This window comes from Winogradskyella ludwigii, assembly GCF_013403985.1.
GTDB lineage: Bacteria > Bacteroidota > Bacteroidia > Flavobacteriales > Flavobacteriaceae > Winogradskyella > Winogradskyella ludwigii.
Genome location: NZ_JABFDF010000007.1, coordinates 173,278 through 197,965, shown reverse-complemented (window position 1 = coordinate 197,965; position 24,688 = coordinate 173,278). Strand labels below are relative to the sequence as shown.

Genomic DNA, 24,688 nt, shown 5'->3' with positions numbered 1-24,688 from the left:
GTTTAGTTAGTTTGAAAGTTTCAAAATATTTAAGAATATTCTTCGTGGCTTTATTTATATTACTTCAGCTTATCCAAATACATTCCAATAACAGTCTCAACTCCTAAATATAAACTTTCAGCAATTAGTGCATGTCCTATAGATACCTCTAGTAAGCCTGTTATATTTTCTTTGAAAAATTTAATATTATCTAAAGATAAATCATGACCAGCATTGATGCCTAGATCTAAAGCGTTTGCTAAGCCAGCACATTCCATATAAGGATTAATAGCGTTTTTGTTTCCTAAGCTGTATTGATGTGCAAAAGTTTCCGTATAAAGTTCTATTCGGTCTGTTCCTGTTGCTTTAGCTCCCTCTATTTGATGTAAATCTGGATCTACAAAAATCGATGTTCTTATATTGTTGTTTTTAAACTCTTTAATTATTTCAGTTAAAAAATCTTTATGTTTTATAGTGTCCCAACCTGCGTTAGATGTAATGGCATTAATGGAATCTGGTACCAAAGTAACCTGTGTTGGTTTAATTTTTAAAACCATTTCCATAAATTTAGGAATAGGATTACCTTCTATGTTATATTCTGTATAAACGTCAGATTTTAAATCGTAAGCATCTTGATAGCGAATATGTCTTTCATCAGGTCTTGGATGTATAGTTATACCTTCTGCTCCAAAACGTTGCGCATCTTTTGCAAACTGAACGACATTCGGAGTATTTCCTCCGCGACTATTTCTTAACGTTGCAATCTTATTTATATTAACACTTAATTTAGTCATAATTTTACCGTTTGAATTGCAAAAATACGAAGTAGAAGACGCATTTTATGGTTATTTATGATTAATTTGCAGCCTAATTAATAGGTAGTAATGGAGCTTCAAGATTACGTAATAAACGATATAAAACCACTGTTGGTTTCAGATAAAATTAGCGATTTAAAATTGCTTTTTAATGAGCTGACGTACTCACATATTCCAATTGAGAATAATGGTGTATATATGGGTTGTATTTCTGAAACTGATGCACATTGTTTTGAAGGTGCTAAAACCATAAGTGATTGCAATTACGCTATTGAAGGCTTTTTTGTGAGACCACAAACCATTTGGTTGGATGTGCTTGAGGCATTTGCGCAAAACGATTCTAACATTATGCCAATCTTGGGTGAAAACAATAAATATTTGGGCTATTACGAGCTAAATGATATTATACACCTGTTTAACGAAACTCCGTTTTTTGCTGAGCCTGGAGGTATTCTTGTTGTAGAAAAAGGTGTTAATGATTATTCGTTTAGTGAAATTAGTCAAATTGTGGAGTCTAATGATGCTAAGCTTTTAGGAGCATTTGTTTCTAAGGCAGATGGGGATTTAGTACGTGTTACCTTAAAAGTTGGTAACGCAAGCCTTAATGAAATTATACAAACGTTTAGGCGCTATAGTTACATCATTGTTTCTGGTCATGAAGACGACTCTTATATAGAAAGCTTAAAAGAACGATCGCAATATCTCGATAAATATCTAAACATGTAATGAATAAAATTGCAATTTACGGTCAGAATTATATAAAAGAGACCACTCAAATAGCAGTTGAGAAACTGATAGATGTTTTGTTTGAAAAAGAAGCGCACGTTTTTATTGAAAGTGAGTTTTTAGCTATTCAAAAACCAGACATAAAAACTAATGCTAAAATAAATGCATTTACAGCATTAGATTCAAGTTTTGATTTGCTTATAAGTGTTGGTGGTGATGGTACAATTTTAAGAGCGATTACCTATGTTGGTGATTTTGGAATTCCAGTGATAGGAATTAATACAGGTCGCTTAGGTTTTTTGGCTACAATTCAAATAGACGATATACAAACCGCACTTACAGATGTTTTTAATGGAGATTATAAAATTTCTGAACGATCATTACTTAGTGTATCTACAGAACCGGAACATCAAGATCTTGTAGAAACATCTTTTGCACTTAATGAAATTGCTATAAGTCGAAAAAACACCACCTCTATGATAACGATAGAGACGCATCTTAACGATGAGTTTTTAACATCATATTGGGCAGATGGTCTTATTTTATCTACACCAACAGGTTCTACAGGTTATTCTTTAAGTTGTGGTGGTCCTGTTATTGCTCCAGATGCTAAGAGTTTTGCACTAACTCCTATTGCACCACATAATTTGAGTGCGCGTCCATTAATTCTTCCAGATAATACAACAGTAACGCTTAGAGTCAATGGAAGGGAAGATCATTTTTTAATGTCGCTCGATTCAAGAATTGTAACACTATCTAACACGACTACTGTAACTGTAAGAAAGGCAGATTTTGTAATTAAAATGGTGCAATTATTAGATGAAACCTTCCTCGCAACACTTCGAAAAAAATTACTTTGGGGAGAAGATCGTCGTAACTAACCCTTACTAATACAATATTTGGGTGAAAAAACGGTTATTCTGTAATACCATATTTAATGAAAGATCGATAGATTTCTTTTTAAGTTGAAATCAAAACAATAATAGGCGATAAGGTTTTTGAATTGAAATTTTAGAACGATAAAATTTTAAATTATTGTGATGTCAAAGTTGAAATGGTAATAAATTGATATAATACAATTTGTGTCAAATTATTGAACCCAAATCAGAATTGTTATATTTGCAAACTTTTTAACTTTTATGAAGTATTTTTTTTTAGTTTTATTTTGCACTTTGATCACGAATAATGTTGATGCTCAAATTTATGAGGTTGGCGTATTTGCTGGTGGAAGTAATTTTATTGGAGATGTTGGAGCTACAGATTATATAGCGCCAAATCAACTAGCATTAGGTGCTATTGTAAAATGGAACAGAAGTACACGACATTCTTTTAGAGCGTCATTTATTTTTTCAGATTTAGAAGGTATTGATGCCAAGTCTGACGATCCAAGAAGAAAAGAGCGTGGTTACAAATTTAACACGAGTATATTCGAAATTTCGGCAGGTATGGAATTTACATTTGTAGACTTCGACCTTCATACAATTGGAGTGAAAGGAACTCCATACTTATATTCTGGTATTACACTTACCAATCACGATAATTATTATTATACAAGTACTGGAGAATTAACATCAGAAGACACCTCAAGTTGGGCTATGGGAATTCCTATGGTTCTGGGGTATAAAACAAACATATCAAATCAATTCATTTTAGCTGCAGAAATTGGTGCACGCTATACCTTTTCTGATGAATTGGATGGTAGTGTTCCAGATGGAGAGTTCAGGGAATCCTTGAGTTTTGGGAATACTAATAATAATGATTGGTATATGTTTACAGGAATTACATTAACTTACACCTTTGGCAGAAGGCCTTGCTATTGCAATTTTTAAATGAGTCTAAAAGAACAAATAAACAAAAATAAGCTTCCCAGCCATATAGCAATTATAATGGATGGTAATGGTCGTTGGGCAAAACAACAAGGATTCTTACGGGCTATAGGTCATGAAAATGGCACAAAATCGGTAAGACAAACTGTTGAAGCTAGTGCAGAGTTAGGTGTAAAAAACTTAACCCTTTATGCATTCTCTACAGAAAACTGGAACAGACCAAAATTAGAAGTGCAAACCTTAATGAAACTTTTAGTAAAGTCATTAAAGAAAGAGATAAAGACACTTCAAGATAATGGTATAAAATTGTCTGCAATTGGTTGTCTTAATGATTTGCCTAAAAAAGCACATCAAGAGCTTCTTGATGTTATAGATAAGACAAAGGATAATACAAATATGACATTAACTCTTGCGTTGAGTTACGGTTCTCGTGAAGAAATTGTTAATGTTGTAAAAGAATTGTCAGTTAAAGTTAAAAATAATATAATTTCTGCAGAAACTATTGACGAATCAATTATTAATAAGCATCTTTACACGCGAAATTTACCAGACGTTGACCTTCTTATTCGCACAAGTGGTGAGCAACGTATTAGTAATTTTTTGCTTTGGCAAATAGCCTACGCAGAACTATATTTTACAGATATTTTATGGCCAGATTTTAAAAAAGAAAATCTATACGAGGCAATCATAAATTATCAAAACAGAGAACGAAGATTTGGAAAAACAAGCGAACAACTTACCTAATAAGGCAGTATTGAAATCGATTTATCAACTTATTTGTATTGCAATCCTTTTTACAATTTCATTTAATAGTAATGCTCAAGTCCAAGGAGGAGAGACCTATTTAATAAAAGAAATTACAGTAACAGGAAACACTAATTTTAGTGCACAAACTATTATTGCTTATTCTAAACTTCGTAAAGATGAAGAAGTTCAAGTTGGAGGTGATAAAATTGCTAATGCCGTAAAGACATTATGGAAATCTAATTTGTTTAGTAGCATTGATATCTATATTGTAGATATTGAAGGTAAAACGGCCAATCTTGAAATTAATCTTAGTGATTTACCAGAACTTAAAGACCTTACTATAGAAGGTGTTAAAAAAGGTAAAAAGGATGAGATTATTAACGAAAATAAACTTAAATCTGGTCAGAAGGTTACTGAAAACCTTTTAGCAACTACAAAAAATTACTTAACTAATAAGTATAGAAAAAAAGGTTTTTTAAATACTAACGTAAATATTATTACGTCACAAGTTATAGATTCTGTTGAGAAAGAACGTGTGGATATGCGTATTGTTATTGATAAAGGACAGAAAGTAAAAATTAAAGCGATCCGTTTTGATGGCAATGAAAAGTTAACAGACAAGAGCCTTCGTAAGGCTATGAAGAATACCAAACAAAAAAGTCTTAGTCCGTTACGATTATTAAAACGTTCTAAATACATCGAAGACGATTTTAGAGCAGATTTAGTTAGTGTTGTAGATTATTACAAAGAGAACGGTTACCGAGATGCTAGAATTATATCAGATTCTATTTCTTATTTAGATGAAAAAACAATAAGTTTAGATATTAAAGTAGAAGAAGGTGAGCAATACACTTTTGGTAAAATTACTTTTGTTGGTAATACCATCTATTCAGATCAGCAATTATCTAATCTTTTAGGATTAAAAGAAGGAGATACTTATAATGGTGTAGAATTACGTGAACGTATTGCAGATGATTCTAATCCAGATGCAAACGATATTACTAATGCTTATCAAAACTTTGGATATATGTTCTCAACTATTAATCCAGTTGAGGTAAGTGCAGAAGGTAACGTGATAGATATGGAAATTCGTATCTCAGAAGGGAAGCCAGCTTACTTTAATAATGTAACAGTAGTTGGTAATGATGTAACTAATGATCACGTTGTTTATAGAGAAATTAGAACACGTCCAGGTGAATTATATAGAAAATCTGATATCATTAGAACCATTAGAGAGCTTGGACAATTAGGATATTTTGATGCACAACAGATTGTTCCAGATATCAAAAACCCAAACCCAGTTGATGGTACGTTAGATGTAGAATACTCTGTTGTAGAACAAGGTTCTAGTCAAATACAACTACAAGGTGGTTATGGTGGTGGTGGTTTCATTGGTACATTAGGTTTATCATTTAATAATTTTTCAATTAGAGATATCTTTAAGAAAGATGCATACAAACCAGTACCAAGAGGAGATGGTCAAAGTTTAGCACTGAGACTTCAAGCAAGTCAGTTCTTCCAAACTTATAGTTTTTCATTTAGTGAGCCTTGGCTTGGTGGTAAAAAACCATTTCAATTGTCATCTTCTATCTCGCACTCGAGACAGTTTTTATATGACTCTTCAACAGGTACTGCAGATAAAGACAAACGTTTTAATATTACTGGTTTAACATTTGGTGTATCAACGAGGTTATCAGAACCAGATGATTACTTCTTATTGTCACAAGCCATAAGTTACCAACATTATGACCTTCAGAATTATAATACAGGTTTGTTTACTTTTGGTGATGGTACGTCAAATAACTTATCTTATACAGTTGGTTTAAGTAGAAATAACCTTTACAATGATCCAATTTATCCAACAGGAGGTTCTAACTTTTCAGTCTCAGCTAAATTTTCATTCCCATACTCATTAGTAAATGGTGTAGATTATGAAGAATTAGAAGACGATAGAGAAGATCAAACAGAAATTATAACAGATTACGCATCTAATTCAAGTCCTACGTCTACAGAAACTGCAGTTTATAATGATGCTTTAGATAGACGATCTGAAATTGATCAAGAACGTTTTAAATGGTTAGAGTTTTATAAAATTAAATTTAAAGCAGATTGGTACCAAGCCTTAACTAAAAAGTTAGTATTACGTCCTAGTGTTGAGTTTGGATTCTTAGGCGCTTACAATAATGCTAGAGGAGTTATTCCTTTTGAACGTTTCTTTGTAGGTGGTGATGGTTTAGGTAACTTTTCACTAGATGGAAGAGAGGTTGTTCAATTACGTGGTTATCCTAATCAATCATTATCTTCTGATGATGGTGGCTCAATTTATAATAAATTCTCATTAGAATTACGTTATCCTATTACTTTAGGTGCTCAGGCAAAAATTTATGCCTTATCATTTTTAGAAGCAGGTTCTTCTGTAAATGACTTCAAAGATTTTGATCCATTTAAACTTCAGAGATCTGCAGGTTTTGGACTAAGAATCTTTATGCCAGCCTTTGGTTTACTTGGTATTGACTTTGGTCATGCTTTTGATGAGTCTCCTTACGGAGCAACCGTTAAAAACTGGGAAACTCACTTCATAATCGGTCAACAATTTTAAGTTTGGCATGATATTTTCTAATAGATAATTAAGGATTTCATTTGTTGTTAAAATTTTTAAGAATATATTTCGTTAAATTTGGAGCCTAGTAATACTAAAATGATAATACATTGAGTTTTACAGAAGAATGTCTCAAACACAAAAACAAACATGATGAAGTTTAAAGTTCTTTTTTTACTAACACTTATAAGTCTGATTAGCTTTAGTGCATCTGCACAGAGAGGAGTTAGAATTGGTTATATTGATACGGAATACATTTTGCAAAATGTACCAGAATATCAAGAAGCTTCTTCTCAGTTAGATAAAAAGGTGCAACAATGGAAGTCTGAAATTGAAACGAAATTAAATGCTATTGCTCAGAAGAAAAAGGAACTCGATAATGAAAGTGTTCTTTTAACTAAAGAATTATACGATGAGCGTTTTGAAGACATCACATTTGAAGAAGCCGAAATATTAGACTATCAACAAAAACGTTTTGGACCAGAAGGTGACTTAATGATTCAAAAGCGTCAATTGATAGAGCCAATACAAGATCAGATTTTTGCCGCAGTACAAGATATTGCAGAAACAGGGAAATATGATTTTGTATTAGATAAATCAGCAGATGTTGTGATGTTGTATTCTGCAGAGCGTTATGATTTAAGTGAGCGGGTATTAAAAACAATCACAAGAACTTCAAAACGATCTCAGGCAAAAAATAAGAAAGATCGAAAAGCTTTGGAAGATGAAGAAGTGGTACCAGAGGTGAGTAAGGAAAAAGAAGATCGTGAAAAAGCATTAGAATTACTTAAGGCAACGAGGCAAGAAGAGTTAGCAGCAAAACGTGCAGAACGTGAAAAAGTAGCTGAAGACAGAAAAAATGCGCAGCAAGCTTTAAGAGATGCTAAAACAAAGGAAGCAGCAGACCGCAGACAAAAAGCGGTTGATGCTAGAAATAATAAATCTGAATCGAAGGAAACAGTAAAAGAAGTTGTAAAGGATACGATTTCTACAGCTAAACCAATAGGAACAGTAAAAACAGATAGTACAACGACGAAAGGTGTTGTTGAAGAAGCTACTGAGACGACGAAAAAACCTAAAACAGCTGCAGAAATAGCAGAAGTAGAACGCGCACAAAAATTGAAAGATAGAGAAGCTCGTCAGAAAGCTTTACAGGATAGAAAAGATAAGATTATAGAACAACGTAAAAAAGCACGTGAAGATCGTGAAAAACAAGTAAAAAGACTAGATTCTATAGCCAACGCAAAAAAAAACAAAGACAATAATTAATAATTTATAACACGTAATACAATTTAAAACAAATGAAACATTTAAAAACTTTATTATTTGCAGCAGTACTTTTTATCGGAGCGACAAGCTTTACATCTGCACAAAGCAAGGTTGCGCATATTAATAAGCAAGAATTAATTAAATCAATGCCTGCTTATGCACAAGCTCAAATAGAGATTGAAAAGATGAGTAAAACCTATGAAACAGAAATACAAGGATCTCTTAAAGAATTAGACAAAAAGTTGAAGCAGTATGATGCTGAAGCTGCAGCTCAAACTCAAGAAGAGAATCAGAGACGTATGGAAGAAGTTGAAGGGATTAAGCAGAGTTTAACTCAATTTCAACAACAAGCTCAGAAAGATTTACAAGAAAAAGAATTTAATCTTTTAAAGCCAATTGTAGAAAAAGCAGATGCTGCAATTAAAGCAGTAGCTAAGACTCAAGGATACCAATATGTTGTAGATGCAGCAATGCTAATTGTAGCAGATGGTAAAGATCTTATGTTAGATGTTAAGACGCAATTAGGAATGTAATTCTAATTAAAATATTTATTTAAAAGTCGCTTATTCTTAAGCGACTTTTTATTTTTGTAATAATGAGTAATGCACCAATTGGCATATTTGATTCAGGCATTGGAGGTACTTCTATCTTTAAGGAGATTCATGACTTGTTGCCAAATGAAAACTGTATTTATTTAGCCGATAGTAAAAATGCACCTTATGGTAATAGGAGTAGTGAAGAAATTCTTCAACTTAGTATTAAGAATACGGAGTTACTTATAAGTAAGGGTTGTAAAATTATTGTCGTGGCATGCAATACGGCAACTACGAATGCCATAGAATACTTAAGGCAAAACTATAATATCCCTTTTATTGGAATAGAACCAGCGATAAAACCAGCAGCTTTAAATACCAAAACTAAAGCTATTGGTATTTTAGCAACCAAAGGCACGCTTAGCAGTCAGCTTTTTCATAGAACAACTAACGTCTATGCTAATGGTATTAAAGTAATAGAACAGGTAGGAGAAGGGCTTGTGCCATTAATTGAATCTGGTCAGTTAAATAGTAAAGACATACAAAAGCTTTTGAGCAGCTATTTAGAACCTATGCTAAAGGAGAATATTGATTACTTGGTTCTTGGCTGTACGCATTATCCTTATCTTATTCCTACGCTTATAAAAATGATTCCAGATCATGTAACGATTATTGATTCAGGTTTAGCAGTTGCAAAACAAACGGAAGTTGTTTTAACTTCAAATAATTTACTGAACAGTTCATCCATAAATCCATCGATACAATTATTTTCTAATGGAGATATTACAATCTTAAATTCTATCCTAGATAATAAATTCGATGTCTCTTATCTAAAATTTTAGTAAGGTCTAGTTCTTATAGTCTACTAAAGCATTATAAAACGATTACGTTAATCCTACGATTATTAAAATATGATGGGAATAATAACATAAGATCGTTAGAATTAATGAATTTAAGGACATGAAATTAGTATTTATCTATAATGCAAACTCTGGGAATTTAAATGCTTTGTTTGATATTGGACATAAACTGATTAGTCCAAACACTTACAATTGTAGTTTATGCGCTTTAACTCACGATGTATTTAAGGAAAATACAATTTGGAAAGAATTCAGAAAAGAAAGTCATTTTGATATGGCATTTTATCATAAAGACGAGTTTGAAATTGAATTTCCTAATGTAAAATTGAGTTATCCAGCTGTTTTAAAGTTTCAAGATAATGCATTTTTACCTGTACTAAATCCAGGTATGATCAGCAAAATTCAAAACATTGAAGAGTTTATTGAACAAATTAAACTTCAACTTAGTAATTAGTCTTCTTTAAACCAGCTAGAATATTCAACATAGTTGTTGGCAATTCTATTAATTTCATCTGTTATTAATTCTTTACTAATCGTTTTAACTTTCTTTGCTGGAACACCTGCATAAATACTTCCAGATTCTACAATAGTATTTTTGGTTACCACAGCACCTGCAGCTATAATGCTATTGCTTTCTATAACACAATCGTCCATAACAATACTTCCCATTCCTATAAGTACATTGTCGTTTATAGTGCAGCCATGCACAATGGCATTATGGCCAATAGAGACATTGTTACCAATTGTTGTTGGCGATTTTAAGTAGGTTGCATGGATAACTGCTCCATCTTGAACATTTACCTTGTTACCGAGTTTTATATAGTGTACATCACCTCTAATAACGGCATTAAACCACACACTACATTTATTTCCCATACTAACGTCTCCAACAATAGTAGCGTTTTCTGCGATATAGCAATTGTCTGGTATTTGTGGGTGTTTTCCTTTAACAGGTTTTATTAGAGCCATAAGATTTTTGAATACGTTTTATAATTTACCACTTTGGTCTTTTTAAAACGATTAGAGTTCGAATTTACTAGAATTTATTGTATAAAAAAAGAGCAGCACAAGTGCTACTCTTTAATATGTTCTTATAAAGATAAAAAGAAACTATACGTTTTCAGCGTCTCTTAAACCTTGAATGTATTCAGCTTTCTGAATTTCTCTTCTTCTAGTTACAGAAGGCTTAGCGAAATAACGCTTTTCTCTTAAGTTTTGCATAATTTGCACATTTCTGTGTTTACGCTTGTAACGCTTAAGTGCACGTTCTATATTTTCTCCTTCTTTTATTTCGATTTTAATCATTATATCGATGTATTTTTGTTATCAAATTCCTTCAAATGGTCGGCAAATATATGCTAACTATTTGAAAATAAAAAATTAATTGAAAGTTTTAAATATTTTTTTTTGAGAATAAAAATTCCAATAAAATTTAGATGATAATAATGGTTGTCATTGTTCTAAATTTTATTGGGATTTTCTAAACTTTATTACCCTAAGTAAGTCTTTAAGATTTTGCTCTTACTAGCATGTCTTAATCGTCTTATTCCTTTTTCTCTAATTTGTCTTACACGTTCGCGCGTTAGATCGTAAATGCTTCCAATTTCTTCTAATGTCATTGGTGGTTGATCTCCGATACCAAAATTTAAACGAATAACATCACTTTCCTTTTGAGTTAATGTTTCTAAAGCACGTTCTACTTCTGTGTTTAAAGACTCTTTCATTAAAGCCATGTCAGGTCTTGGTGATTCACCAGAACTTACAACATCATATAAACTAAACGTTTCTCCGTCTTTTAATGGAGCATCCATTGATAAGTGACGACCAGAATTTTTCATAGATTGTTTTACTTCACGAACGCTTATATCCAGTTCGCCAGCAATTTCATCTGCATTTGGTGGTCTTTGGTTAATCTGCTCTAAATGAGAAAAGGCTTTATTAATCTTATTAATAGTACCAATTTTATTTAAAGGTAACCTTACAATTCTTGATTGTTCTGCTAAAGCTTGTAAAATAGCTTGTCTAATCCACCATACAGCATAAGAAATAAACTTAAAACCTCTAGTTTCATCAAAACGTTTTGCTGCTTTTACTAAACCAGCATTACCTTCATTAATTAAATCTGGTAATTTTAAACCTTGATTCTGATATTGCTTAGCAACTGATACAACAAACCTTAAGTTAGATGTTGTCAGTTTATCTAAAGCAGCCTGATCACCTTTTCTGATGAGCTGTGCTAATTCCACTTCTTCATCTGCAGTAATCAAAGGAATCTTACTTATATCTTGTAGATATTTATCTAAAGATTTATCTTCTCTATTAGTAACCTGCTTGGTGATTTTTAATTGCCTCATGTATCCTTTTGAAATTTAGTGAACCCTCAATGTAATCTAATTATTAAGAAATCCAAATAATTGTTTTATAATTAACAGATTTTATTTTAAAAAAGCCTTTTTTAACGTTTAAAGGTTAGTTTTTAGTGGAATCTGCCGCTTTTTTTGTTTCAGTTTTTTTTTTGCCTCCTAATAATCCTCCAAGGATATTACTAACACCTTCTTTAACTTTATCTTCTGTAGATTTAGTTGTGGTATCTGTAGCTGTGGTTTTAGTAGAGTCGGTTTCTTTGGTGTTAGAATTACCTCCTAAAAGTCCTCCTATTAAATCTGTAACCTTATCTTTTCCTTGTCCTATTAATTTCTGTTTTTCAATTTCAACTAATTGCTTAGTTAAGTTTGTAACTCCGGTAGTTAAATCGGTTTTAATATTAGGACTTGCAAATGTACCTCCAATATTTGCGGTTACAGGAACCGTAAGTTTACTTACGTCACTATCATTAATTTTTCCAATTAACTGGTTTACTTCACTGCCTAGATATTTAGCTGGTACTTGTAAAACAGCATTATAATTCATGTTGTTTGTAAAACTGTGCGAACCTGATACTACAATAGGAATGTCTTTATAGTTAATAGTAAATGGTTTTACAGAAACATTTCCGTTTTCAAAACTTAAGTTAGCTACAATATCTTTTAAATTAAGTCCGTCAAAATCTATAAAATCTAATTTGCTATCTAAGCTAGTTAATAAAGGACTATTGCTTGTGTCTACTTTATCTGTTAAAATTTTAGCCAATGCACTTCCCGAAATAGTACTTAAGTCTGGTGAAAGACTATCATCTAATAATCCACTGATATCTATAGTTGAGTTAAATTTACCTTGTAATACTTTTGCTATTGGTGCTAATGCTTTTAGCATTTCTAAATCTGAAAACGATTGTGAAATGTCAAAGTTTTGCATTCCAAGTTTCATGTCAAAAGTTGTTTTTTCTGATTTTGTAGACACATTACCTGTTAGACCTAATTGACCATTAAAAATATCTGTAGTCATGTTTTGAAGACTAGCGGTTTGGTCTTTTATTACTAACTTACCTTTTACATTCTTTAAGTTAAGGTTGTCATAAATCACCGTTTTAGCATTGGCTGTAATAGTACAGTCTAAGAAAGCAGGAATTTTAAGAGCTTCAGTAACTGCTGCCTCATTTGTTGTTTTATTTGAGGTTTCTGCAGTAGTTGTTTCTTCAGACATAAAATCTGAAAGTGCAAAGACGTTAGAGTTTAAGTTAAAATTACCTTCTAAATTTTTATCACTTAGCATAAATCCAAGTAAGTTATTTATGGTTCCTGTAGCCGTAAAATCACTCTTGCCTGTTTGAGCATCAAAACTATTCAGGCTTACTGTTCCTGGTTTAAATGTTAAATCCGCTTTATTAATTTGAAGTGGATTTAGTAGGTCTTCAGAAGAAAATACAAAGTCTGTTAACGAAACACTCCCAACGTTTTTAATACGTTGATATGCATTAGTTTCAATAGCATCCATATCAAAAGAAGTGCTGACATTAGCTTTTAAAATCCCACTAAGTTCATTATCTAATTCAACAGGATATGCTTTAGTAATATTGGCTAAATTTAAAACGCCATCTAATTTGGCAGCCACCAACATGTTTTTAGTTAGGTTTTTAATTGATGCTTCAGATTTAAAAACATCTTCATCTATTTGAAAATTTAGTTTATTGATGTTTACAAACGTGTCATCTACATTACCTGTTGTGTTTTTTACTGAAACATCTATACCTATATTTTTAACGCTTTTTGGTAGCTGAGGGAATTTGAAAGACGCATTTTCTGAGAGTAAATTAATATCTAAGGTCGGAATTGTCTCTTCGGAAACTAGCCCTTTTACTATTCCAGAAAATGTAAAGTTTCCTGTTGTGCTAACATCTGCAACATCTTTAGCATAGGCCTCAGGAATAATTGCTAAGAAATCTTTGAAGGTTGCACCAGGATTTTTAAAGGTAATATCAATTTGTTGTCCCGCTTCAACCAACTGTATGTAGCCATCAAATTCTAGTGGCAAAGCATTAATATATGCTTTGTTCTCTTTAAAAGTATATTTCTGTTGTTCTAAATCTAGATCTATAAGCGCATCTAATTTAATATGTGTATTTGTTAAATAGGAAGTGCTATCCATTGCAAAACTTACATTTGCTTCAGTGTTTGTATCTAATTCAGATTTACCACCAGAGAAAATTCCTGTCCCATTGTGGTTAATTTCGGTAAGGTAGAATGACATGTTAGATGTGTCATCAATATAAGTAAACGCACTGTTGTTTAATTCGTAGTGATCAATATCAAAACTAAAACCTGCAGAACTTTCTGTTTCTGTTGGTGCTTCAGTAGTTGTTTCGGTTTCTTTTACAATATCATAATTTACAGCACCTGTTTTATTCGTTTTAATAACTAGAAGAAGCTCGTCTGCAATAATTTCATTTATTTCTAAAGGGTCTTCAGTGCTATTTAATAATTGCATCATTCCCATTTCAAAAGATAATGATTTTGCTGTAGCTAAGGTTTCACCTTTAAATGGCGCACGATTGATTATTTTTAAGTTCTCAACACTCACCTCTGCTTTGGGAAAACTACTTATAAGACTTAAGCTTATATCGTCAAAAGATAAATCGGCATCAAGATTGCTATCTGCATAGTTCTGAACAATAGCATCAATCTTAGACTCTAAAACAAAAGGTATAGCGATAAGAATTGCAATAAATAAGAGTAATACAATTCCTAATATTTTAAATAATTTCTTCATAAAGTTTGTTTAGGTTTTAAGGCAATACAATATATACGCAAAATTCCGTATAATAGTTGCTAATATCACGAAGTTTAAGAAGATTTTAATGTTTTGTTTAACCGTTACAATAAATTAATTTCCTCATTTACTTTTAGCTTGAAACGTTTTCGGAATAAATACACGCCAAGATATAAAAACGGCGTGTCTAACATGGCAACTAAAACTTTAAAACTAAAACCACTAATTAATAAACCGGGAAAATTGATCCAATCTATAATGCCAAAGGAGCAAAGCAAGGTTACTATAGTTAAGGTATCTACAAATTGAGAAAACCAAGTAGAGAAATTATTACGAAGCCATAGGTGTTTCCCTTTGGTTACTCGTTTCCAAAAATGATAAATCTGAATATCTATAAATTGAGCAAATAAATAGGTAACCATACTAGCAAAAACAGCGAGTGACGTGTTTCCAAATACTTCATTAAACATAGTGTCATCTACATAAGACCATGTTGTAGCTGGCACATTTGACGCTGTATAAATAATAAGTAATGAGAAAAGTGAAGCAAAGATGCCAACAATAACAATATCATTAGCGCGTTTTTTGCCATAAATCTCACTGATTAAATCAGTAATAAGAAATGTGATTGGGTAAGGTAAAATACCCACGGAAATCTCAAATAATTTAGATCCAAAAATTTCAACATCAAAAGGATGCCAATAAAAGAATTTTTGAAATATTAAATTTGAAACCACAAGAGACGTAATGAAAAGTCCTCCAAGAATCAAATAAATACGTTGCGCTAAGAGCTTGTCTTTTAATGACATTAAAAATCGTTAATAAATAGTTTCATTAAAGGCAAAGTTATAAAATTTGTTTTAGTTATTTTGTTGCTTCAATGAAACCAACCAAAATTGTTCACATAGCATTAGGAAGTAACAAAGGCAACAAATTGCAGTTTTTGCAATCTGCTGTAGATCTTGTTTTTGAAAGAATAGGAACTATAAAAAAGCTTTCTAAGGTTTATACAACACCTGCGTTTGGTTTTGAAGGTGATGATTTTTATAATGCTTGTATATCTGTTGATACTGAGTTAAGTGCTAAAAAAGTACTTAAAGAGCTTCAAGCGATTGAGATTCAGTTAGGTCGAAAATCAAAAACGATAAAAGGGTATGAGTCTCGTGAAATTGATTTAGATATTTTATTTTTTGAAGATGAAATCATCGAAGAAAAAACCTTAGTGATTCCGCATCCACAACTGCATAAACGTAAATTTGTATTGCAGCCTTTAATAGATATAGCAAAAGACATTGAGCATCCCATTCTAAAAAAATCGGTTGCAAACTTATTAAAAGAATGTATTGACGAATCTGAAATAGAATCTGTAAACATTTGGTTAAAGAATCCAAAAAAAGCCTTCACTTTTAATGATCATAACTACATAGCCATTGAAGGTAATATTGGAGCAGGAAAAACAAGTCTTACAAATAAAATAGCAAAGGATTTTAATGCGAAATTAATTTTAGAGCGTTTTGCAGATAATCCGTTTTTACCAAAATTTTATAAAGAACCAGATCGGTACGCATTTACCTTAGAAATGTCTTTTTTGGCAGATCGTTACCAACAAATTAGTGACGATTTATCACAACTAGATTTGTTTAAAGATTTTATGGTTAGTGATTATGATGTAAATAAGTCGCTTATATTCTCAAAGGTGACTTTACCAGAGGATGAATTTCGTTTATACCGTAAACTGTTCTACCAGGTTTATAAGGATATCGCCAAGCCAGATTTATACATCTACTTGTATCAAAACACCGAACGTTTACAAGCCAATATTAAAAAAAGAGGACGTAATTACGAAAAGGATATAAAGGATGATTATCTAGATAAAATCAATTCTGGTTATCTGGAGTTCTTAAAAAGTCAACCTGAAATGAATGTTAAGATTATTGATGTTTCAGAAAAAGATTTTGTTAAGAATCGTGCGGATTATTTATGGCTGTTGGGTGAGATAAATGAAGCTTCATTAAGAATGAAACAGTAAGCTTTATTATTATGAAATCGTTTAAGGATGTATTTTTAATGTGAATTTTTATAAAGTATAAATAGTTGTTACGATTATACCCTTATCGTCTTCTAGAATAGTTTCGTTCAAAACTTTTTGTTCTTCAATTTTCAAATTAAAAGGCGCTTTTAATAAATCAACACCACTATTTTTTCTAATTCTAATGCCTTGGCCAGATATAATATCTTTATTAGGCTCAAAATTCCCTGTAGGAATATGTTCCGTAAGAATTACAAATTTATAATCCGAGAGCTTTTTAATAATAGTCTCAATTTCAGCATTAGATAAATGTTGTAAAACCTGTCTTAGGATAATGCAATCTGCTTTTGGTAAGTCACCTTCTACGATATCCAAACAATGAAACTCTAAATTGTCTTCTTTAAATAAGGCTTTGTTTCTTGTAATGAGATTTTCAACTATATCAACAGCTATATATTTTTCAGTGTATTTGAGGAGTTGTTTTCCTATGTTAAAATCTCCACAGCCTAAATCACAAACAGTTAATTTTTTATTATGAGATTTTAAAAATGTAGAAATAGCATCTAAATAAGGTTCGATAATATGAGAATCATGAGAACCAGAACCCGAATAAAAATCAAAATCTTTTCCGCCCCAAAGATGCATGTCGTAGACTTGCTGCATTGCGTCTTTTGTTGGCCAAGGTGTTTTTGATTTTTTTGTCATTTTTTGTCATTCCTGCGTAGGCAGGAATCTATTTACTTTATATGATATGGATTCCTGCCTACGCACGAATGACAGTTTTAGGTGGAAGTCTGCTTTTTAGATAGATTTAGATGGGCTTTTACTTTTGCATCTTACTAAACACATCCCAAATCACAACACCACAACTCACAGAAATATTCAAAGAATGTTTAGTTCCGTATTGCGGAATTTCAATCACAACATCACTAGCATCAACAACATCTTGAGCAACTCCTTTCACTTCGTTACCAAATACAAACGCGTATTTTTCGTTGGGTTGAGGTTTAAAATTATTCAACATCGTGGCATTTTCAGCTTGTTCTATGGAGCAGATTTTTACGTTTTCTGCTTTAAGTTTATTAATAACATTTAATGTGTTTTCTGCATATTCCCAGTCTACAGTTTCTGTACTTCCTAAAGCTGTTTTTCTAATGTCGTTATGAGGTGGTTGCGCTGTGATGCCGCAGAGATAAATTTTTTCGATTAAAAAAGCATCACTTGTTCTAAATACAGAGCCAATATTATTAAGACTTCTAATATTGTCTAAGATAATTATGATTGGTGATTTTGCAGCAGTTTTGAATTCTGAAACTTCTAATCTTTCTAATTCTTCGTTTTTTAACTTTCTGCTTTTAGTGTACTTCTGTGACATCTAATATATTTGTCATTCCTGCGCAGGCAGGAATCTATTTGTTATTTAATTCCTATTATGGATTCCTGCCTGCGCAGGAATGACAGCTTATTTCACTTATCAACATCTGTAAATAACTTCTAGTCTTTCGGTTTTAATAGACCTTAAAATATAAGTAATTTAGCAAACTTGCAATTCTGAAAATAGTCTAAGCAAAAATATAACTTAATACCAGATTTCCATTGGCAAAAGCAGCAAAAAAAGTAACACCATTAATGAAACAATATAATGCCATCAAGGTAAAATATCCTGACGCGTTATTATTATTTAGAGTTGGTGATTTTTATGAAACTTTTGGTAGCGATGCTGTAAAGGCGTCAAAGATTTTAGATATTATCTTAACCAAACGTGGAGCTGGTAGCGAAAGTGAAATTGAATTGGCTGGTTTTCCGCATCATTCTTTAAATACGTATTTGCCAAAATTGGTAAAATCGGGCGAGCGTGTTGCTATTTGCGACCAACTAGAAGACCCAAAGCAAACGAAAACCATTGTTAAACGTGGCGTTACTGAGTTAGTAACACCAGGAGTAGCTTTTAACGATGATATTTTGCATTCAAAATCTAATAACTTTTTAGCAGCCGTTTATTTTGAAAAGCAACGAATAGGTGTCGCTTTTTTAGATATTTCTACAGGTGAATTTTTAACCTCTCAAGGAAATGCAGAATATATTGACAAGCTACTTCAGAATTTTAATCCAAGTGAAGTTTTAATTTCAAAACAAAGCCGAAAAGCATTTACAGAAACCTTTGGGAATGATTTTCATACGTTTTATTTGGAAGATTGGGTGTTTCAAGCCGATTATGCTCATGAAACATTAACCAAACATTTTAACACTAAAACACTTAAAGGGTTTGGTATTGAAGATTTGTATGAAGGGATTATCGCTTCAGGAGTTGTATTGCATTATTTAGGTGAAACACGTCATAATAAATTAGAACATATTGCAATGATTTCGAGAATTGCAACGGATGATTATGTATGGATGGATAAATTCACGATTCGTAATCTAGAACTTTACAATTCTACCAATGCAAACGCAGTAACGTTAATCAATGTCATTGATAAGACGATTTCTGCAATGGGAGGACGTATGCTTAAACGTTGGTTGGCTTTACCTCTAAAACATGCCGAGAAAATAAAACAACGCCATGAAGTAGTAAAGTATTTGTTGGAGAATGAATCTGTGCTTCAAGATATTCAAGGGCAAATAAAACATATTGGAGATATTGAGCGTCTCATTTCAAAAATAGCCACGACTAAGGTAAGTCCACGTGAAGTGATTCAACTTAAAAACTCCTTAGAAGCTATTGTTCCAATAAAGTCGGTTGCAGAAACTTGCAATAACGAAGCTTTAAAAGTATTAGGAGATAATTTACATCGTTGTGATTTACTTCGCGATAAGATAAAAGAAACTTTAAACGAAGAAGCACCAGTTAATATCTTAAAAGGAAAATCTATTGCGGATGGGTTTTCAGAAGAATTAGATGAATTAAGAGGTTTGTCGCAATCTGGAAAAACCTATTTAGATAATATGTTGAAGCGCGAAAGCGAACGTACAGGCATCACGTCGTTAAAAATAGCCTCAAATAACGTTTTTGGTTATTACATTGAAGTTAGAAATGCACATAAAGATAAAGTTCCAGAAGAATGGATTAGAAAGCAAACGCTAGTAAATGCAGAACGTTACATTACAGAAGAACTGAAAGAATATGAAGCAAAAATTTTAGGAGCAGAAGAACGCATTTCTACAATTGAACAACAGTTATTTGCCGAATTGGTACAATGGATGCATCAGTTTATAATTTCGGTGCAGCAAAATGCGCAATTAATTGGGCAATTAGATTGTCTATGTGGTTTCGCAAGTTTGGCAAAAGCCAATAAATATACCTATCCACTAATTGATGATAGTTACGATTTAGAAATAAAGGATGGTCGTCATCCTGTAATTGAAAAGCAATTACCAATTGGTGAGCCATATATTGCTAATGATTTGTATTTAGACAGAGAATCTCAGCAAATAATTATGATTACTGGACCAAACATGTCTGGTAAGTCGGCAATTTTAAGGCAAACCGCATTAATTGTATTATTAGCCCAAATAGGAAGTTTTGTGCCAGCAGGTGAAGCAAGAATCGGTTTAGTCGATAAGATATTTACTAGAGTAGGAGCGAGTGATAATATTTCTATGGGAGAATCTACCTTTATGGTAGAAATGAATGAGACGGCTTCTATTCTTAATAATATTTCAGACCGAAGTTTAGTGTTGTTAGATGAAATAGGAAGAGGAACGAGTACTTATGATGGAATTTCAATCGCTTGGGCCATTAGTGAGTATTTGCATGAGCATCCTTCAAAACCGAAAACATTATTCGCTACGCATTATCATGAGTTAAACGAAATGACGGAAACGTTTGGTCGTATCAAGAATTTCAACGTAGCAGTAAAAGAATTAAAGGATAATGTACTTTTTGTTAGAAAATTGGTTGAAGGAGGAAGTGAACATAGTTTCGGAATTCACGTGGCAAAAATGGCAGGAATGCCTCAACAAGTGATTAGACGTGCAAATAAAATTTTATCAAAATTAGAGAAATCACATTCAAGTGAAGAGCTAACTGATAAAGTAAAAACTATAAAAGATGATTTGCAATTAAGCTTTTTTAATCTCGATGATCCTCTTTTAGAGGAGATTAAAGAGGAGATTTTAAATACAGATATTGATACATTAACACCCGTTGAAGCCTTGATGAAACTCAATGAAATCAAGCGAATGTTGATAAAAAAGAACCAAGCGTAAAAAAAAAATAATTTATTTTAAAAAAAGCTTTGAAAGTCTAATAAAAATTATAAATTTGCATCCGCTTTCAGAGCGAAAAGTTCTTTAAAAATAAATTGCGAAAGTAGCTCAGGGGTAGAGCATCACCTTGCCAAGGTGGAGGTCGTGGGTTCAAATCCCATCTTTCGCTCTGTTTTATATAAAATACCAATTTGATTACAGTCTGTAATCAAGATGCTGAAGTGGTGGAATTGGTAGACACGTTGGACTTAAAATCCAATGTCCATTAGGACGTACGGGTTCAAGTCCCGTCTTCAGTACAAAAGAAAAGTCGAAACGAAAGTTTCGACTTTTTTGGTTTAAAAAATATACGTTCCACACAAATTGCATACATCATTTCTAAAAGTGCTTTTTTTAAATCAAAAAGTATAAATTTCACCTTTCTTCAATTTAATTAAACGCTTACATCTTTTGTTTTATATTAAAATATGGGATAGGCATTAGTTCTTTATGTTTAGTAAATAGTTTTTTAAAGGAAATAAGTTTGTTAATCGTGATATGCTGTTGTATTTATTTCATTGATTATTTAGTTAAACATAGGTTTGAAACTAAATATCTGGTATAAGAATGTTATTTCTCTTTTGTGAAAACAAAAAACAACCGTTAGATTTAATAAAGAATGTGCGCAGATGTTTATTTAGTCTTTATAGTAGCGGACTTATAATTCAACTGATAATAATTCTCATATAAAAAGAGCTTGTTAATCTTTGCATTTTACCATACAGATTTAATATTTGCCACTACAACGACTTATTGGTCTGCTTATTTCATTATATTAGAGCCTTAACAAATGTGAATTCTGTTTTTCATGAAAGATAGATTCATTTTATGTAGAATTGTGCTGAATGAGTTTAATTAAATATTGTCTTTACGGTTTTTTTATGTTTTTTGCACTAGTTGTTCTAGCGCAAGAGATTCCTCCTATTCAATTGTTTTCGCCTCAAGATTATGGAGCTGAAGATCAAAATTGGGCTATAACACAATCTACAGGTAACTTTATATATGTTGCAAATAATAAAGGTTTGTTAGAATATAATGGGGCGTCATGGACACTTTATAATTCTCCAAACAATGCTATTTTAAGGACTGTTAAATCTGTCGGAGATAAGATTTATTCAGGTGGTTATATGGGGTTTGGTTATTGGGCTAAGAATAAAAAGGGTGTATTGGAGTACGCTTCCCTCAGTGAAAATCAGAATTTTGCAATAAAAGAAGATGAGGATTTTTGGGGGATAATAGATATTGAAGGTTATGTTTTGTTTCAGTCTTTTGAACGCATTTATGTTTTTAATATAGAAGAGAATAGCTTCAATATTATTGAATCAGACAGCCGAATAAATAAAATGTTTAAAGTTGATGAAACAATCTTTTTTCAAAAAAATGATATAGGAGTCTTTGAGATTGTAAATGGGAACGAGAACTTAATTATTTCCGCAGCAGATATAGATAATAATGAGTTAATCAATATTTTTAAATTAGATACGGGTTTACTCTTACAGACTGTTGAACATGGTTTTTATAAATTTGAAAACCGAAAGCTTAATAAATGGGATATCACTTCAGATCAATTATTAGAAAGTTTAAGTATTTACAGTAGTGCTAGGTTAGCTGACGGAAGTTTTGTCTTAGGTACTATTTCAAATGGCATTGTGCAATTAGACAAAGAGGGTAATTATTTGTTGTCAATTGACCAGTCTGATGGATTAAGTAATAATACGGTATTGTCTTTTTTAGAAGATGGTTATGGAAATATATGGCTTGGATTAGATAATGGCATTAACGTTTTAAACATAAATTCTCCATTTCAAGTGTATACAGATAAGCAAGGTGTTTTAGGTACTGTTTATACTGCAGCAGAAACTGAAGACTTTCGTTATTTAGGTACTAATCAGGGTTTATTTTATAAGCTTAAAAATAGCGAATCACAATTTAAGCTTATTAAAGGCACAACAGGACAAGTTTGGTTTTTGTCGTTTATAAAAGGTGTTTTATTCTGTGGTCATGATAAGGGAACTTATATCATAAAGGAATCAGTTGCAGAACAGATCTCTAGTGAGATAGGAACTTGGGTAGTTAAGGAGTTAGAGGATTATCCTAATTTATTAATTCAAGGGAATTATAAGGGTTTAAATATTTTAGAAAAAAATGATGATACTTGGAGTATTAGAAATAAAATAGAGGGTTTTAATATCTCTTCTAGGAACATAGAATTTTTAGAATCTAATGAGTTATTGATAAATCATGAGCATAAAGGTGTATTTAAAATTTTGATCGATAATGATTTTAGAAACGTTATAGATTACAAGAAATTACCTAAAGAAAAAGGATTTAAATCTAGCATTGCCAAATATAATAATGATATATATTACAGTAATAAACAAGGTTTTTTTGTTTACGATGCAGAGCGTGAAGAGTTTACTGAGAATACTCTATTAAGTGATTTACTTGGCGGAGATGAGTATGTTTCCGGGAGATTATTCAATGATTCTCAAAATAATAAGTTATGGGGATTTTCAAAAAGTGGTATGGTTTACATGGAACCGGGTAAATTGTCTAATGAGCCTACAGTTAATACGATACCTATTTCTAGTGAAGTGCGTAAAACTAAATCTGGATTTGAAAACATACTTAATTTAGGGAGTAATATCTATTTAATTGGTACTACAGAAGGTTATTTAACTATAGACTTGAATAAGGTAAATGGACATTCTTTAGGTGTTCATTTAACAGGTATAGAATATGGAGGTGTTTTGAATGATCTCAAAGCATTGGATTTGGATGGTTCTTCTACGCTAGCAAATAAAGCTAATAATATTAAATTTAATTATAGTGTTACTAATTTTAGTAAATTTTTATCTTCAAAATATCAGTATAGGTTAACGGGTTTTTATGATAACTGGAGTGACTGGTCTTCAAATCCTCAAGCTTTCTTTAAAAACCTTCCTCATGGTGATTATGTTTTCGAAGTCAGAGCTATGGTAGGTGGTATTGTTTCAAATAATACCGTGTCTTATGAGTTTGAAATAAATAAACCATGGTATATAAAACCACTTGCAATAGTGGTCTATGCGTTATTAGTCTTGCTCTTTATTTATGTGCTGTATTATTACAATAAAAGGCACTTTAAAAAACAACAGCAAAAACTAATTGAAAAGAAAGAGCGACAATTAGAATTTGAACAATTAGAAAATCAACGTCAGTTAATACAGTTTAAAAATAAGAATTTACAATTAGATATTGACAATAAAAATAGGGAGCTTGGTATGGCGACTATGAATTTGGTTAAACGTAATGAATTGTTGAGTAACATTAAGGATGAGTTGTCTAATAGTAAATCTCCAAATGAAATAGCTAAAGTTATTAAGTTAATTAACCGAAGCATAAACAATACAGGGGATTGGAAATTATTTGAAGAAGCCTTCAATAATGTCGACAAAGACTTTATGAAGAAGATAAAATCACTTCATCCAGCAATTACAGCAAGCGATTTAAGACTGTGCGCTTATCTAAGGTTAAATCTATCATCTAAAGAGATTGCACCGCTGCTTAACATCTCTCATAAAAGCGTTGAGGTTAAACGCTATCGTTTGCGTAAAAAGATGGATTTGGCCCATGATCAAAGCTTATCTAATTATATTATTGACCTGTAACGCCTATACAAGCCCTGTTTTTACCTATACAACACCTATACAACACCTGTTTTTAATCCTTTGTTAACTGTCTTCTAGATATTTGTTAAGGTGAAGTTAATTTCTTTGATTCCTTAGATTTAGGGCGATCCTGTACTTTTTTAGCAATTTTAAGTCATATTTTTTGCGTTGTATGTTTTTTGTATAGCGTTTTTTTGAGAATTCGTGAATCAATTTGTATAAATTTACATGTATAGATTATGATAATGAATCTCTTAACACT

At 31.8% G+C, this 24,688-nt stretch carries 20 protein-coding genes and 2 tRNA genes; 14 read left to right on the top strand and 8 right to left on the bottom strand.

What is annotated here, in order from left to right:
• Positions 1-59: 59 nt before the first annotated feature.
• On the bottom strand, positions 60-773 hold the full coding sequence (locus tag HM981_RS16060) for a pyridoxine 5'-phosphate synthase (RefSeq protein ID WP_179339817.1): 714 nt from the start codon (positions 771-773) through the stop codon (positions 60-62).
• Between the two features lie 90 nt (positions 774-863).
• Here HM981_RS16060 and HM981_RS16055 point away from each other — a divergent pair, with 90 nt between their 5' ends.
• The 9 genes from HM981_RS16055 (at position 864) to HM981_RS16015 (ending at position 9,808) form a co-directional block, all read left to right on the top strand.
• Positions 864-1,520, top strand: coding sequence for a CBS domain-containing protein (locus HM981_RS16055; RefSeq protein WP_179339816.1), 657 nt, complete (start codon positions 864-866; stop codon positions 1,518-1,520).
• Positions 1,520-2,401, top strand: coding sequence for an NAD kinase (locus tag HM981_RS16050; protein WP_179339815.1), 882 nt, complete (start codon positions 1,520-1,522; stop codon positions 2,399-2,401). Before HM981_RS16055 ends, HM981_RS16050 begins: the two co-directional genes overlap by 1 nt.
• Before the next feature lie 258 nt (positions 2,402-2,659).
• Entirely contained in the window at positions 2,660-3,349 is a 690-nt protein-coding gene (gene porG / locus HM981_RS16045) for a type IX secretion system protein PorG (protein ID WP_179339814.1), read from the top strand.
• A complete protein-coding gene (locus tag HM981_RS16040) occupies positions 3,350-4,090 on the top strand; it encodes an isoprenyl transferase (RefSeq protein ID WP_179339813.1) in 741 nt (246 codons plus the stop codon).
• Complete coding sequence (bamA, locus tag HM981_RS16035; RefSeq protein ID WP_179339812.1) at positions 4,062-6,692, top strand: outer membrane protein assembly factor BamA; 2,631 nt, start codon at positions 4,062-4,064, stop codon at positions 6,690-6,692. The genes HM981_RS16040 and bamA overlap by 29 nt, the downstream gene beginning before the upstream one ends.
• Before the next feature lie 150 nt (positions 6,693-6,842).
• Complete coding sequence (locus HM981_RS16030; protein ID WP_246286326.1) at positions 6,843-7,961, top strand: OmpH family outer membrane protein; 1,119 nt, start codon at positions 6,843-6,845, stop codon at positions 7,959-7,961.
• A gap of 32 nt (positions 7,962-7,993) precedes the next feature.
• On the top strand, positions 7,994-8,494 hold the full coding sequence (locus tag HM981_RS16025; RefSeq protein WP_179339811.1) for an OmpH family outer membrane protein: 501 nt from the start codon (positions 7,994-7,996) through the stop codon (positions 8,492-8,494).
• A gap of 62 nt (positions 8,495-8,556) precedes the next feature.
• The gene (murI, locus tag HM981_RS16020) at positions 8,557-9,336 is read left to right on the top strand and encodes a glutamate racemase (RefSeq protein WP_179339810.1); all 780 of its coding nucleotides are present in this window, start codon (positions 8,557-8,559) and stop codon (positions 9,334-9,336) included.
• Positions 9,337-9,454: 118 nt separating this feature from the next.
• Positions 9,455-9,808 (top strand): GTPase, encoded by a 354-nt coding sequence (locus HM981_RS16015; protein WP_179339809.1) that lies wholly within the window; start codon positions 9,455-9,457, stop codon positions 9,806-9,808.
• Here the strand turns inward: HM981_RS16015 and HM981_RS16010 are convergent.
• The 5 genes from HM981_RS16010 to HM981_RS15990 all read right to left on the bottom strand — a co-directional run bounded on the left by HM981_RS16010 (position 9,805) and on the right by HM981_RS15990 (position 15,308).
• Positions 9,805-10,323, bottom strand: coding sequence for a gamma carbonic anhydrase family protein (locus HM981_RS16010; protein ID WP_179339808.1), 519 nt, complete (start codon positions 10,321-10,323; stop codon positions 9,805-9,807). The genes HM981_RS16015 and HM981_RS16010 overlap by 4 nt on opposite strands.
• A 141-nt stretch (positions 10,324-10,464) precedes the next feature.
• Positions 10,465-10,659 (bottom strand): 30S ribosomal protein S21, encoded by a 195-nt coding sequence (gene rpsU / locus HM981_RS16005; RefSeq protein ID WP_173587106.1) that lies wholly within the window; start codon positions 10,657-10,659, stop codon positions 10,465-10,467.
• A 185-nt stretch (positions 10,660-10,844) separates the two neighbouring features.
• The gene (locus tag HM981_RS16000; RefSeq protein WP_179339807.1) at positions 10,845-11,708 is read right to left on the bottom strand and encodes a sigma-70 family RNA polymerase sigma factor; all 864 of its coding nucleotides are present in this window, start codon (positions 11,706-11,708) and stop codon (positions 10,845-10,847) included.
• A 115-nt stretch (positions 11,709-11,823) separates the two neighbouring features.
• Positions 11,824-14,499: an AsmA-like C-terminal region-containing protein gene (locus tag HM981_RS15995; RefSeq protein ID WP_179339806.1), complete on the bottom strand. Its 2,676-nt coding sequence runs from the start codon at positions 14,497-14,499 to the stop codon at positions 11,824-11,826.
• Positions 14,500-14,603: 104 nt separating this feature from the next.
• Positions 14,604-15,308 (bottom strand): queuosine precursor transporter, encoded by a 705-nt coding sequence (locus HM981_RS15990; RefSeq protein WP_179339805.1) that lies wholly within the window; start codon positions 15,306-15,308, stop codon positions 14,604-14,606.
• 71 nt (positions 15,309-15,379) lie between these two features.
• On the opposite strand from HM981_RS15990, the gene folK reads away from it, so the two are divergent.
• Positions 15,380-16,528: a 2-amino-4-hydroxy-6-hydroxymethyldihydropteridine diphosphokinase gene (gene folK / locus HM981_RS15985; protein ID WP_179339804.1), complete on the top strand. Its 1,149-nt coding sequence runs from the start codon at positions 15,380-15,382 to the stop codon at positions 16,526-16,528.
• Positions 16,529-16,576: 48 nt separating this feature from the next.
• Here the strand turns inward: folK and HM981_RS15980 are convergent, their stop codons facing one another.
• Together HM981_RS15980 and HM981_RS15975 are read right to left on the bottom strand one after the other, a co-directional pair.
• Positions 16,577-17,233 (bottom strand): class I SAM-dependent methyltransferase, encoded by a 657-nt coding sequence (locus HM981_RS15980; RefSeq protein WP_179339803.1) that lies wholly within the window; start codon positions 17,231-17,233, stop codon positions 16,577-16,579.
• 118 nt (positions 17,234-17,351) lie between these two features.
• The gene (locus tag HM981_RS15975; protein WP_179339802.1) at positions 17,352-17,903 is read right to left on the bottom strand and encodes an RNA methyltransferase; all 552 of its coding nucleotides are present in this window, start codon (positions 17,901-17,903) and stop codon (positions 17,352-17,354) included.
• A gap of 221 nt (positions 17,904-18,124) precedes the next feature.
• Between HM981_RS15975 and mutS the strand changes: the two genes are divergently transcribed.
• The 4 genes from mutS (at position 18,125) to HM981_RS15955 (ending at position 24,426) form a co-directional block, all read left to right on the top strand.
• Positions 18,125-20,737, top strand: coding sequence for a DNA mismatch repair protein MutS (gene mutS, locus HM981_RS15970; RefSeq protein WP_179339801.1), 2,613 nt, complete (start codon positions 18,125-18,127; stop codon positions 20,735-20,737).
• Between the two features lie 97 nt (positions 20,738-20,834).
• A tRNA-Gly gene (locus HM981_RS15965) sits at positions 20,835-20,906 on the top strand.
• Positions 20,907-20,952: 46 nt separating this feature from the next.
• Positions 20,953-21,036, top strand: a tRNA-Leu gene (locus tag HM981_RS15960).
• Positions 21,037-21,621: 585 nt separating this feature from the next.
• Complete coding sequence (locus HM981_RS15955) at positions 21,622-24,426, top strand: triple tyrosine motif-containing protein (protein ID WP_246286323.1); 2,805 nt, start codon at positions 21,622-21,624, stop codon at positions 24,424-24,426.
• The last annotated feature ends 262 nt before the right edge of the window (positions 24,427-24,688 follow it).